Source organism: Acinetobacter sp. MD2(2019), assembly GCF_035615615.1.
GTDB lineage: Bacteria > Pseudomonadota > Gammaproteobacteria > Pseudomonadales > Moraxellaceae > Acinetobacter.
Genome location: NZ_VTDU01000006.1, coordinates 88,507 through 101,827, shown reverse-complemented (window position 1 = coordinate 101,827; position 13,321 = coordinate 88,507). Strand labels below are relative to the sequence as shown.

Here is a 13,321-nt window from a genome sequence, read left to right as displayed (position 1 = left end):
ATCTATGAATGCTCGAATACAACGATTTTCGGTTTAGAATATTGCGTTTTCCTCTTGAATTGAGTTTGGATTTTGTATCATGTCACAAACAATCACACTATATGTTGATGGCGCTTGTCGCGGTAATCCCGGTTTAGGTGGTTGGGGTGCATACATTACCCATGCCGACCACGAACAAAAACTCTATGGTGGTGAAGCACACACGACCAATAATCGCATGGAACTAACGGCGGCGATTGAAGGCATTTTGGCGTGTAATGTGGATGCAAAACTCATTATTTGGACCGACTCTAAATACGTTAAAGATGGCATTACCCAGTGGATTCATGGTTGGAAAAAGAAGAACTGGAAAGATGTTAAAAATCCAGACCTTTGGCAAAAATTAGACCAAGTTTGTCATGGACGAGAAATTGAGTGGAACTGGGTTAAAGGACACGCGGGACATGCCGGCAATGAAATGGCAGATCATCTTGCAAACTTAGGTGCAGACCAAACCCACAAGCAGAATTCGACAAAGGAGAACAGCATGCAAGATACAAAAAAGCCTGAGTCGGATTGGTTGCTAGATGACCCTTTTGGTTTTGATACCAACGAAGATGCGCTTGCCGATGAAGAAATTGAGCTAAATACCGAAGCCGAAGCCGAAGCCGAAGCCGAAGCCTTGATAACAGCACCGGCAGCAGATGCAACTCAAACCAGCAGCATTCACCCTGCCATTAAGCTTACGCCTGCAAGCTACGAAGTGCATGGAAAACGCCAACTTATTTTGGATACAGAAACCACCGGTTTTTATTATCAAAATGACGACCGCATTGTTGAAGTCGGCGCGATTGAAATGATTAATCGCAAACTCACTGGTAGCTCAATTCATATTTATATTCGCCCAGACAAATCGGTTGGCGATTCGGTGGAAATTCACGGCATTACCGATGAATTTTTAGCAGATAAACCCGCCTATGCCGATATTGCAGCAACCTTATTTGACTACCTAAAAGGCGCAGAAATTATTGCCCACAATGCCACATTCGATATGAACTTCTTAAATATGGAGTTTCAACGCGTCGGCTTGCCAACGCTCTCATCGGTATGTGACGTCACTGACACTTTGGCACTGGCAAAAAGTAAACATCCGGGGCAAAAAAACTCGCTCGATGCCTTGGTACGCCGCTATGAAATTCCTGCGCGCGATCGTACTTATCATGGCGCACTCCTCGATGCCGAGATTCTCTCTGACGTGTATTTAGCCATGACGGGTGGTCAAGTTTCCTTTGATATGGACGCGTTGTCACACCACGAGCAAAATTCAAATCATCATGAGCAAAGCTTCACTTTAGATTTAAATTTGCCGGTCATTGAAGCATCAGCACAAGAACTTGAAGCACATCAACAATGGGTTGCACAATATGAGCAAAAACATGGCAAGCCGTGTTTCTTTGCAGAATAAATTCGCGTGAAAAGGCTTTAACTGGCGCTGCATTTAGTTATATGATTACTCAAAGTAGGCAGGAGAATTAAATCCTGCCTCATTACATGACTTAATCAAAAAACAGGGGTAGATTAATGTCTTATCAATCAGCGATTCATTTTGATTCAACCACATTACTGATTATAAAAAAAGAAATTGATAACTCAATAACACTTGTTGAATCAGCAGTGAATACACTTGTTGAAGAACAACAATTGCCATTTGGGATTGACGATGCATTATTGCAATTACAGCAATGTGGCAAAATTTTACACTTAATTGAATTGCCACTTTTAGCAAAAATGACGCAGTACAGCGCCGATTTAATGCAAAAAATTATGCAAGATCCACAGCACATTCAAGCCGCCGATGTTAAAACCTTAGGCGACGGCTTTGCTGTATTAAAGCGCTATATCGAATTTAGCTGTTTAGAGCAAGTGACCATTCCACAACTATTATTAGAAACGCTCAATCATTTAGAACTTGCGCTGAATAAACCGATGACTCGTGAAGGCCACCAAGTAGCGAGCCTACTTGAATGTGTTGAATTACAGCTCGATGTCGCGCCTGTCGTTCAACCACAACCGAGCCCATCGGTACATGCGCTGTATAAGCTGTGTTTATTGCATACATGCAAGCAAAAAAATAATGCGCTAGACTACGTCGGTTTTAAACTTGTTGGGCAGCATTTGGCATTTTTGGCGCAACATACCGAACACCAAATGTATTGGTCGCTGGTAAAGCTTGCGTTACAACATTTGGAAGAAAGCCAAATTCATCCATCTCGATTAAGAGCGCTGATTCAGCTAGAACAAAATATCGGGCGGTTTATTCAAAGTCCGACTTCTTTTGAAAGCAGCGTCGCAGATTTAGCCGATATAATTACAATTTGTCTTTCGCAAGATCATGCACATGCAGAGCAATTACGTCACCAATTAAATTTAAACGATGATATTTTGTCGGATAACCAATTACATTTTTATCGTAAAAAATTATTGGCTCCAGATCAAAAAACCATTCAAACCATTTGTAATTTATTAGACGCTGAAATTACAACGGTACGTAAAGAAATCGAATTTAATCATTTAAATTTAAGTGAAGAGCGTTTTAGCCATTTAAAACAACAGGTACAGACAATTATTGATATTTTAAAAATACTCAATATGAACAATACTGCCGCAGATATTCAAAAGCCATTTGAACAGTTGAATCACGCATCCGCGCTGCAAAACGAAGACTTAGCACAAATGCTAATGAACAGTTTATTGCAAGCACTGAACGACTTAGGTTTACTTAACCGTCAATCTCAATCGGATTTATTGCAATATCGTGTGCATAACAAGACTATTGCGCTCGACCGCCTAGACAATGCCCACGAAAGCTTGGCATTAGAACTCAAAGCGGTGATTGAGCTTGCAACACAAAGCCTTTTAAGCTACGAGCAAGCACCGAGTGCAGATTTACTAGAGAACCTACCTAATTTATTTAAAGAAATGTCAGGAGCGCTTTTGTTTATTTTAAACAACGCCAAAGCCGCGCAAGCCTTTAGTAATTGTGCCCAGTTTTTAGAACAGCAAATCAACGAGCAACATGCACTGAATCTTACACAAATTCAATATCTATTAGATGTGTGTGCCAGTGCGGACTTGCTCTTAGAAAATCGTGCAAATCAGCTCCCTGTGATGCCGCAGATGTTTGATGTTGCACTTGCGCATAGCCAACAACTTCAAAGTGCCGCTTAAATGACCCAGCTTTCTCTTGCCTATATCTTTCACGAGCAAAAATTGCTTGTCGATGATCAAATGCAATTGCCTCAAGTTGAAAAACTTGAGGATGATTTAAGTTTTCAATTGGGCGATCAAATCATCGCTCGAGATTTAAAACCCAATGAAAATCCCCCGCAAGGCTTCAGCTTTGTTCCGATTCGGCAACTGATTCCACAGTGGAACAACAGCCAGTTTGAACAAGCCAGCCGTGCCATGCAATTGCTTGAATGGCGACGTAATCATCGCTTTTGTAGCCATTGCGGTCATAAAACGGAAATTCATGCACGCGAATATTGCATGGTCTGCACGAATTGCCGCTACCACCAATATCCACGCATTAATCCATGCATTATCACCATCATCACCAAAGATGACAAAGAAGTTCTTTTGGCGCAGTCGGTGAAACATCAAGGCAAAATGTATAGCTTAATCGCAGGATTTGTTGAGGTCGGTGAAACGCTCGAACAAGCGGTTGAACGCGAGGCATTTGAAGAAGTTGGCGTACAACTGAAAAACATTCGCTATTTGGGCAGCCAACCGTGGCCTTTTCCAAGTAATTTAATGATTGCGTTTCATGCAGAATATGCAGGTGGCGACATTCAATTACAAGAAGAAGAAATCCGCGATGCGCAATTTTTCCCGTACGATCAACTACCTGAAATTCCAAGTGTCGGCAGTATTGCACATAAAATGATTATGCACATTACCCAGAAAAACCTGCGTTAATTTTTAAAAATGACAATCACTGCATGGCTTGCGTGCAGTGATTGAATACAACCTGTTTGCGCTTAAATTAAGCAGCATCTTGGTTATTTATTTAAGGCTTGCGCCAAACTGCTTAAAAGAATATTTCGCGTTTCAAAATAAGAACTAAAAAAGCGTGAAACACTGCCCACTAAAGTGACATGTCCAGTTTTAGGTACCGTATAAATACAACTACGATTCCCCACTTCTAGTAATTTTTGATGCATATCTAAGGTATTACTATTTGCAACCAAGCGATCATTTTCTGCCAGCAATAAAATATGCTCGATGTGATTCTTTTCCACAAAATAATACGGCATAACCTGTTGATAAGGAACCTTTGGGTTAAACGCTTGTTCTAAATAAACATCACCCAAATAATCAAAATGATAAGGCCCAGCCAAACCCACTAATGCCTTAATTTTGGCTTTACATGTTAAGTGGTTGGCATGCGGAGAATACACCGCAGACATGATGTTAAATCCACCGGCCGAATGCCCCATCAAAACCAAATTGTCTGTAGAAATTTTTAACTGATGTTGATGCTGATCGAGATAATTGAGCGCCAAAACCAAATCATTCACATAACTTGGAAAAATATGTTCTGGGGCAAGTTGGTAGTTAACAATGGCAACATCGAAGCCTTCTTGAGTAAAACTCTCAGCCAAAAATAAATAATCTTGTTTATCGCCATGCGACCAAGTGCCGCCATGCACAAACACAATTAATGACTGCTGTGTATTTTTTCTCGAGCTGGTGTATAAATCGAGTTGCTGACGTGGTTGATCGCCATAAGCAATATTTTCAAGCAAATGAAAACTATGTTTGGGTGTGAGTCGATTCAAAGATCGACTCGCTAAATCATATACTCGAAAATCAGCAATTTTAGTTTTGGCCTGCTGTTTTATATCGTTTAGATAGATCGAAAATCGCTTATTGAGCTGCATTATTTGGCGCTGCTGCAGGCGTTAAAGACGATTGATCGGTATATGGTGTTGTGGTTGTGGTCGGTGACATTTGTGTCGAATCAACCGCTACAGGCGTTTGCACCCCTGATGAATTTAACAACGTGTTATTGCCAGTTTGGTCGATATTATCCACCAAAGTCACAATTTTGGTCACATTGCCCACCTGCCCTAAAACATTATTTAAATCGTTAATTTCAGCCGTATTTAACCGCCCCATCACGTACAGAACAGCATCTTCGGTGTGAATCAACACTTTACTGTCTGAAATAACCGGCGCTTTGGCAATTAAACCGCGTACATTGGCGGTCACGGTTGCATCTTGCATAATGGTGCTATAACTAATTTGGTTGCCAACAGTAATATAATTATGGACCGCTTTTACATCACTCATGGCTTTTACGTTATCTTCAGCCAATTGTTTAAGCGCAGCATCTGGCACTTGTCCTGTAAGCAACACATTGCTATGAAAACTTTTAATATTTACGCGCGCTTGTTTAAAACGGCCATCGAGTTTATATAGATTAATATTTGCTGTGCGTTCAATCGATTTATCAATTAACACTTGCCCTAAAGAGCGGTTTCCGCTTTCTGTTCCTACAGGTGCCGTCCCTGTTCCACCAGCAACAAAACTTGCACAGCCCGATAGGCTAGCAGCACATAACAAGGCTAACATGATACGTTTAGACACTCAGAAGAACTCCTTTAAAATGGCAATCTTTCATTGGATTATTTAGACGCTGTTCACAGCTTACAGAACGCTCAATCTAAAGTAAATGCACTTTCAATCCAATCTAAATCATACGCGAGCTGAGAAAAATCTTGTTGTATTGATTTTGCAATTTGTTGCTTAAATTGAATACAAACTGCATCGAATCGGCAGTTATATTGCTGATAATCTGGATACACATCCAAAAAGCACAATGCAGTTTTAATCATTTTTTGTTGTTTTGCAGGTGTAATCATTTCAAGCGCTTGTCCAAATTGTGCGTTGGAGCGCGCTTTGACCTCTACAAAAATAAGCTCATGCTCACGGCGCATAATCAAATCTATTTCTCCAAACCGTGAATGAAAATTCTTGTGGAGTAAATCAAATCCGTGTTGTTGCAAATACGCTGCAGCTCGTTGCTCGGCCCAACGTCCTAGTCGCTCGGAACGGCTGTGTTTTTTATCTTGCTGTAACATATGTGTTTAACCTCGCCAGATCAAGCGAAAAGCACTGCACTAAGGGCAACAAATGCAGTAAACTAGTTGTTTTGGTTTTTGGTAGTTATTTATGAGTGCCCAGTTATTTGTTGTTGCGACCCCGATTGGGCATTTAGATGATATGACTTTTCGTGCCATTGAGGTGCTAAAGTCGGTGTCTTTAATTGCTGCTGAAGACACACGCCAATCGATTCAACTGCTCAAACACTTTAATATCAACACACCACTTACCGCTTGTCACGATCATAATGAATCTAACAAAATCAATCAATTGATTGATAAATTAAAAGCAGGTGAAAATCTGGCTTTAATTAGTGATGCAGGCACACCGTTAATTAGCGATCCGGGTTTTAAATTGGTTCGCGCCGCCCAAGAACATGGAATTCGCGTTATTCCTGTACCGGGTGCTTGTGCAGCCATTGCAGCGCTTAGTGCTGTCGGTTTACCGAGCGATCGCTTTAGTTTTGAAGGTTTTTTACCGTCTAAGTCATCGCAACGCTTAGCACAACTTGAAAAGTTAAAAGATGAAACCCAAACACTGATTTTTTATGAAGCACCTCATCGCATTTTGGCCTGTGTGCAAGATATGCAAAGTGTTTTTGGTGCAGATCGTCCTGTGGGTTTTGCGCGTGAAATTACCAAAACCTTTGAAACCATTAAAAAAATGACTTTGGCTGAATTAGCCACTTTTGTTGAAAAAGATCATCATCAGCAAAAAGGTGAAATTGTGCTGGTTGTGAGCGGGGCAAGCCAAGAAAAAGACCTTGAACAAGACAAACTCGACACGCTATTAACACGTTTATTGCAAGATTTATCGGTTAAAGCCGCATCGCAATTGGCAGCGGACTTAACGGGTGTGAAGAAAAAAATCGCCTATCAACGCGCTTTAGAGCTCAGCGCTCAAAACTAAGCGCTGCTTTAAAATAAAAAGCACTGTTCAACACAGTGCTTTTTACATTTTAGTCTTGTGCTGATTCGTCCGGCGGAACTTCAGTAATTCGGCCACCACGCGCTAAAAATGCGGCAACTTCATCTTCTAAGGCTTGGCGTTTTTTTTGCTTTGCGGTCACAGTTAAGCTTTCCGCTTCAGCCAAGTCAGTATCAGACAAAGATGGTTCTTCACTTTCAGATGCACCTTTCTCGGCAGCTTTGGCTTCATCTTCATCTACGCTTGCATCATCTGCATCTTCATAATGATCGATATCGCTCATTGTTTATTCCCCTATCTTACTTCTGCGAGGTGCTGTTTTTATCTCGCAATAATTAGGATGAAATTTACCAATCAATTGTCTTGCCGCAAAGGGGGCTTCAGTAATTTTTTTACAATTTTTCGTGTATTTCATCGCTTTTTTAATCAACTGCACGTCCTTTGGCATACCGTGTCGATTTTAACTGCGCCAAACCATTCGCTTGTTGCATAAATAGGTCTTTAAACAATGGCGTTTGCTCAACCCATTTTAAGCCTTGATTACGTGCCCAAACCACCGGTGTCAATGTTGTTTTTTCTAACCAACCAATCATGGACATGCTATGCATCATGGCTTGGTTTTGCCCTTTACGCGAATGTTCGTAACGGCGTAAGGTTTGAATATGCGCCCAACTACCCCGCGCTAAATCTTGCAATAAAACATCGCACAACACTGCCGCATCTAAACAACCAATATTTACACCTTGACCTGCCAATGGATGAATTACATGTGCCGCATCGCCCACCAAAGCTAAGCCGTCTTTGACATAATGCACCGCAGCGCGGGCTTTTAATGGAAAGTGTGCGCGTGATGCGACGGCCGTGACTTCACCTAACATATGCAAACTAGATTGCGTCAACAAATGCATAAAGGATTTATCGTCAAGCGCAGCATATTCTTCGGCAAAATCGCTCGGTAAGCTCCACACAATCGACTGCCAATGCCCTTGGCTCTGCTCATCTAAACTTACCATTGGCAGATAAGCCAGCGGCCCCGTCGGCAAGAAGATTTGCCGCGCCACATGTTGATGCGGCTGCGTGGTGCGAATGGCACAGCTCATAGCAATTTGTTGATAATCAAGCACATCTAAATCAATCATGGCTTGTTCACGCACAAAAGAATTGGCACCGTCTGCACCAATCACAAGTTTGGTCTGTAAGCGTTCGCCATTGGCTAAATCAATACGCCAACCTTGCGGTGTTTGTTCAATACGCGTGACTTTGGCTTGCGTACGATAATCTTGCAACTGTGCTTGTAACTGCTGCTGAATCGCCAAATTTAAAATACTTGGCTCAACCATCGAACCGAGCCATTGTTCACGAATCGGTGATCGTTCACTTGCTTGCCCAAAAACAATCTCGCCATAACCATTTTGGTTATAAACCTGCATTCCAGTATAGGGCATATGCCGTGCAAGTTTGTCCCAAACACCCACCTGTTCAAGCAAATGAATGGTGGCTTGGCTGAGGGCAAGAACACGTGGGTTCGGTGTCGCTAGTACTTTTTCTGCATCTAAAACGGGTGCGGCATCTAATACAACGGCTTGTACACCGCCTTTGGCCAGTAACAGCGCTGTTAAGCCACCGACTAAACCACCGCCAACAATGACAACATCGTGCATTTTGGTCATGCTTTTAACCCCATCGCATAATTGGCCACAAACGGTTTAATTCCGGGAATAAAATCAAAAGCAAGCAAGCCTGTATTACGCACTATTTTTAATAATGGATTATTGTTACTAAAGCCGCGTACCACACCATCACAGAATTTAATCACCCGTTGTTGATCTGGCAAGCGGGCTTTTTCATAGGCAGTTAAAATTTCAGGCTGCCCCAAATCATCAGAGATTGACTGCTGTTGAGTTAAAAAACGCAACAATACATCGGCATCACGTAAACACAAATTAAAGCCTTGCCCTGCAACAGGATGCAAGGTATGTGCGGCATTTCCCATCAGCACCACACGTCCAACGGCTTGTCGATGCGCCAGTACTTGTGCCAATGGAAAACAAAACCGCTGACCGGTTTTTTCAAAGCGACCGGCACGGTCACCAAACGTCTGTTGTAGCGCATCTAAGAAATGCTGGTCATTTTCAGCGCCCAACCATTCTTGTTCGGTGCCCTTTGTTACCGGCCAAACCACAGAACGGCGATATTCGCCGGGTAAAGGCAACAAAGCCAATGGCCCAAGTGGACTAAAGCGCTCAAACCCGACATGTTGATGTGGTTTTGAGGTTTGCACTGTGGTCACAATCGCCATTTGTTGGTAATCGTGCTCATCAACCCCAACACCCAATGCTTTACGGCAGAATGAATCGCGGCCATCTGCGGCAATTAATAACTGACTACGGAGTGTTAACTGTTCTTGATTGCGCTCCGCTTCGATATAAACCTGCGCATCATCTTGAGTCAGCTTTGTAACGGTAACGCCATCAATCAATTCAATTAAAGGTTGTTGATGAACTTGCTGAAGCAACACGCGCCCTAACCACGCATTTTCAATCACCTGCCCAAAGCTTTCGACCTGCTCTTGTTCGGCAATTAATCTGGCCTTACCAAAACTGCCTTGTTCGGTAATATGCACTTGCAAAATGGGCGTCGCATGTTGCTGTAATGCATCCCAAATACCTAAATGCTGATAAATTTGCACGCTTCGACGCGACAAGGCGCTATTACGTGCATCAAAACTTGAATGATATGGAATGCTGTTTGTATCTTGATATTCAGGATAACGAATGGCTTCTAAAAGTTTGACTGCAATTTTCGCCTTGGCAAGCATTAATGCCAAACTTAAACCGACCATTCCACCGCCAACAATAATTACAGGTTGTTGCATGTTCATGCCTCCTTAAGCATTTGGCGAGTGTGCTGACTGTGCCATTAAAGCTTCAATGTCTTCAATCGTTTTAACCACATTGGCGGTTAAAACACGTGGCCCATTTTTGGTCACCACCACGTCATCTTCAATGCGAATGCCAATGCCGCGCCATTTTTCATCTACGCTTTCATCTTGAGCAGAAATATATAAGCCCGGTTCGATGGTGATCACCATGCCTTCTTCAAACAACCGAGATTCTGCATCCATTTTGTAAGCACCCACATCATGCACGTCCATACCTAACCAATGACCTGTGCCATGCATATAAAATGGATGATAGGCCTCTGCTGCAATCAGCGCGTCTAATTCGCCTTTTAACAAACCTAAATCGAGTAAACCTTGCGTTAAAATTTTAACGGCAACTTTATGTGGTTCGTTGTAGCGGTTGCCCAATTGCACTGCATCAATCGCAGCGTATTGCGCTTTTAAGACCACGTTATACAGTGCTTTTTGGGCTTCCGAAAATTTACCATTCACAGGGAAAGTACGGGTGATATCTGACGCGTAATGTTGATATTCACAAGCCGCATCAATTAACACCAAATCGCCTGAGTTTAACGGTTGATTGTTTTCGACATAATGTAAAATACAGGCGTTTTCACCGCCACCGACAATGCTGTTATAGGCAGGCACACAGCCATTTTGACCAAAAATATAATTTAATTCTGCTTCTAAGGCATATTCCATCATATTCGGGCGAACTTTTTGCATGGCGCGCGTATGCGCTTCGGCACTAATATTGGCCGCAATTTGCATTAACTCAAGTTCTTGCTCAGATTTAATCACCCGCATTTCATCTAAAATGCGCTCAAGCTGCAGCACTTGTGAGGGTGAAACCGCGCCTTTTCTCTGTGCATTTTCGGCCGTTTTTAACCACGTATTCACCCGAGTATCAAAGGCTGCATCGTGTCCGATTCGATAATATAGTTTTTGTTTATGCTGTAATTTTTCGATAATTTCTTCATCTAATAAATCTATGGCATAAGCTTCATCGGCATCGTAATCTTCAATGGCACCATCAATGCCAGCACGATAACCATTCCAAATTTCCATTTCTGGATCACGTTCACGGCAAAACAAGCTATAACTATATTCATCTGCCGACTCAAAAGTTTCAATCACAGCAACCGCTTCAGGTTCAGCAAAACCAGTCAGGTAGTAAAAATGACTATCGGCACGAAATTTATAGTCTGCATCACGATTGCGATAAACCACTGGACTGGTGGCAATCAACATAATGCTATGTGGCCCCATTTTTTCTGCAAGTTCAGTTCGGCGCTGCTGAAAATCAATTTGAGTTAATGTCATGATTGGCTTCTTTTATCATCATTCGTGTTTGCATACAGTCGCTTTATTTCTTGTCACAGGATAAAAAATAAAGCGGCTGTAAACAACGTCTATTCGGTTTTAAGCTGTAAGTCACCATCTCCCAACGCATTGAGAGATGGCACTTTAAATTTTAACTTGGGCGATTTGGGGTAAACATTTCGACAATGCTTGCTGCACTGTGTTCCGTGTCAGCTTCAGCATGTTCTTGGTAATTTTTTAACAATGAACTTTCGCTCACTGCAATTTTTTTACGTCCAACAGCCAAACTCACTGGAATTAAGCGCACGAACTCATAAAGCTCGAAATAGCCATTTTCACCTTCCTCATCATCATCAGAATCGTCAAATTCAACGGCGGCAACATCTTGTAAATGATTAATTTGCTCAACTTCATCTTGACGAATATGTCCTGATGCTAAGCCAAAGCCCAATACAACACCTGCACACCAATCTGCTAACGCTTGTACTCGCTCACGCAGTGGATGTTCGTCATCGGGTAACATCGGTAAATAGTCCAGTTCATCTTCAGATAACGCATGTGCGACATCTTCTGTTTCTGTAACCAAAGTTTCTAAGGCGTCATCGGCTAAATAAGGAACACCCAGTGTATCTAAAATGTGTTGCCATTCCTGCTCACTTGGCGGTTCAGTCACACAAACAATACCTGTGAGCAGCCCATGTAACTCACTCGGGCTTGAAATCTCTTCAATCTTTGAAAATTGTTGTTCCCATTCCAACCAACCTGAAATATCGTCTTGCATTCGTTTATCCAATCTCTATACTGCATATATATTACCTTTGTTTGCAATACTGTGCGACCTTGTTATGTTAGAAGAATTAAAGCGCCTTCAGGTGCATATCACCACCTTAAAATCACGCTTGAACCATTTAGAAAGCGAAAATAGCACTTTGGTTGCCAATCAAACGCAATCTGAAGCGCAATTCCATGCTCAAATTGAGCAAAAAAATGCCACTATTGGCAGTAAAAATGCTGAAATACAACGCGAGCAAGAAAAGTTTGCCCTTTTAGAAGGCAAACATAAGCAACTCAATAACGATGCCACCACGTTGGCCAATCGTTATAATCGTTTAGAAAAAAGTTGTACCGATTTAAAAAATCGCTTCCAAGAAATTTTAAACGAGCGTAATGAACTTCGTGTTGCCAAAGAAAAGTTGCTCAATGATCAGCGCCATATTCAGCAAGAGCTTGCAGAACTGAAACAAGAGCGTGAACGTTTAATGCAGAAGAATGAACATGCGAAATCTAAAGTTGAAGCGATTATTCAGCGCCTCTCAACTTTAGGCACCGAGCAAGATCATCATGCCCAAGAAATTCAGCAATTGGCTCACCCTACAGAAACAAATGAGGAAGGATCAGCATGAGTGATGTTGTGACTGTTGAGGTTCGCTTAATCGAACAAGTTTTTCGTTTATCGACCACACCTGAAAAAAAAGCCGATCTTGAAAAAGCAGCAGAATTATTAAACGATAAGTTTCAAGAATTCCGCCGCAATGCGCCAAGAGTCGAGCACAACAAATTGGTGATTATGGTTGCGTTAGAGTTAATGCAAGAGGTTTTGGCATTAAATAAATCGTTACAAGAATATGCCCATTGCGAGCGTATTTTGAGTGCCATTTTAGAAGACGTTAAAGAGATTGTATAATCTGTAACATAATTTATGCACAATCATATTCTTTTGCATAAATCATCAACACTTACACAACATAGCCAAGCATCACCCGTTTGCATTAGTCGTGATATTGGCTATACTAATTTGAGTCTCTAAGATGTTCGCCAGCCGGTCTAATTCCCCTGAGCCGATATCAACACTTAAGGATTACGTTCTGTATATTTAGAGTGTATGCCTACCCCGAGTAGGAAACCCAGCAAGTATGCGTCGTGTCCACCTTGAACTTTAGGGTTCAAGGGTAATGACATGCAGCGGCATTTTGGAGCGTCTCTAACTTATTCTAGCTTTAAAAAATCATAATAAAAAGAATA

Annotated in this window: 14 protein-coding genes and 1 other RNA gene; 7 read left to right on the top strand and 8 right to left on the bottom strand. The window is 41.9% G+C overall.

What is annotated here, in order from left to right:
- Window positions 1-79 precede the first annotated feature (79 nt).
- The 3 genes from dnaQ (at window position 80) to nudC (ending at window position 3,957) form a co-directional block, all read left to right on the top strand.
- Window positions 80-1,444 (top strand): DNA polymerase III subunit epsilon, encoded by a 1,365-nt coding sequence (dnaQ, locus tag I2F62_RS05165; protein WP_324625959.1) that lies wholly within the window; start codon window positions 80-82, stop codon window positions 1,442-1,444.
- A gap of 116 nt (window positions 1,445-1,560) precedes the next feature.
- A complete protein-coding gene (locus I2F62_RS05160; RefSeq protein WP_324625958.1) occupies window positions 1,561-3,207 on the top strand; it encodes a chemotaxis protein in 1,647 nt (548 codons plus the stop codon).
- Window positions 3,208-3,957: an NAD(+) diphosphatase gene (gene nudC, locus I2F62_RS05155; protein ID WP_324625957.1), complete on the top strand. Its 750-nt coding sequence runs from the start codon at window positions 3,208-3,210 to the stop codon at window positions 3,955-3,957.
- Window positions 3,958-4,040: 83 nt separating this feature from the next.
- Here the strand turns inward: nudC and I2F62_RS05150 are convergent, their stop codons facing one another.
- From I2F62_RS05150 to I2F62_RS05140, 3 genes are all read right to left on the bottom strand, one after another.
- Complete coding sequence (locus I2F62_RS05150) at window positions 4,041-4,922, bottom strand: alpha/beta hydrolase (protein ID WP_324625956.1); 882 nt, start codon at window positions 4,920-4,922, stop codon at window positions 4,041-4,043.
- Window positions 4,909-5,631 carry a BON domain-containing protein gene (locus I2F62_RS05145; protein ID WP_324625955.1) on the bottom strand — a complete coding sequence of 241 codons (723 nt, stop codon included), beginning with the start codon at window positions 5,629-5,631 and terminating at the stop codon, window positions 4,909-4,911. Before I2F62_RS05145 ends, I2F62_RS05150 begins: the two co-directional genes overlap by 14 nt.
- A 71-nt stretch (window positions 5,632-5,702) precedes the next feature.
- The gene (locus I2F62_RS05140) at window positions 5,703-6,125 is read right to left on the bottom strand and encodes a YraN family protein (protein ID WP_324625954.1); all 423 of its coding nucleotides are present in this window, start codon (window positions 6,123-6,125) and stop codon (window positions 5,703-5,705) included.
- 91 nt (window positions 6,126-6,216) lie between these two features.
- Between I2F62_RS05140 and rsmI the strand changes: the two genes are divergently transcribed.
- A complete protein-coding gene (gene rsmI, locus I2F62_RS05135; protein WP_324625953.1) occupies window positions 6,217-7,056 on the top strand; it encodes a 16S rRNA (cytidine(1402)-2'-O)-methyltransferase in 840 nt (279 codons plus the stop codon).
- A gap of 49 nt (window positions 7,057-7,105) precedes the next feature.
- Here the strand turns inward: rsmI and I2F62_RS05130 are convergent, their stop codons facing one another.
- From I2F62_RS05130 to I2F62_RS05110, 5 genes are all read right to left on the bottom strand, one after another.
- Entirely contained in the window at window positions 7,106-7,357 is a 252-nt protein-coding gene (locus I2F62_RS05130; RefSeq protein WP_324625952.1) for a hypothetical protein, read from the bottom strand.
- Between the two features lie 139 nt (window positions 7,358-7,496).
- Window positions 7,497-8,744, bottom strand: a complete 1,248-nt coding sequence (locus I2F62_RS05125) for an FAD-dependent monooxygenase (RefSeq protein WP_324625951.1) — start codon at window positions 8,742-8,744, stop codon at window positions 7,497-7,499.
- Window positions 8,741-9,949 carry a 2-octaprenyl-6-methoxyphenyl hydroxylase gene (ubiH, locus tag I2F62_RS05120; RefSeq protein ID WP_324625950.1) on the bottom strand — a complete coding sequence of 403 codons (1,209 nt, stop codon included), beginning with the start codon at window positions 9,947-9,949 and terminating at the stop codon, window positions 8,741-8,743. Before ubiH ends, I2F62_RS05125 begins: the two co-directional genes overlap by 4 nt.
- A 12-nt stretch (window positions 9,950-9,961) precedes the next feature.
- On the bottom strand, window positions 9,962-11,299 hold the full coding sequence (pepP, locus tag I2F62_RS05115) for a Xaa-Pro aminopeptidase (protein WP_324625949.1): 1,338 nt from the start codon (window positions 11,297-11,299) through the stop codon (window positions 9,962-9,964).
- 151 nt (window positions 11,300-11,450) lie between these two features.
- The gene (locus I2F62_RS05110) at window positions 11,451-12,080 is read right to left on the bottom strand and encodes a UPF0149 family protein (RefSeq protein ID WP_324625948.1); all 630 of its coding nucleotides are present in this window, start codon (window positions 12,078-12,080) and stop codon (window positions 11,451-11,453) included.
- A gap of 64 nt (window positions 12,081-12,144) precedes the next feature.
- Between I2F62_RS05110 and I2F62_RS05105 the strand changes: the two genes are divergently transcribed.
- From I2F62_RS05105 to ssrS, 3 genes are all read left to right on the top strand, one after another.
- Window positions 12,145-12,702: a hypothetical protein gene (locus I2F62_RS05105; protein WP_324625947.1), complete on the top strand. Its 558-nt coding sequence runs from the start codon at window positions 12,145-12,147 to the stop codon at window positions 12,700-12,702.
- On the top strand, window positions 12,699-12,983 hold the full coding sequence (locus I2F62_RS05100) for a cell division protein ZapA (RefSeq protein ID WP_324625946.1): 285 nt from the start codon (window positions 12,699-12,701) through the stop codon (window positions 12,981-12,983). Before I2F62_RS05105 ends, I2F62_RS05100 begins: the two co-directional genes overlap by 4 nt.
- 113 nt (window positions 12,984-13,096) lie before the next feature.
- Window positions 13,097-13,280, top strand: a non-coding RNA gene (ssrS, locus tag I2F62_RS05095) — 6S RNA.
- The last annotated feature ends 41 nt before the right edge of the window (window positions 13,281-13,321 follow it).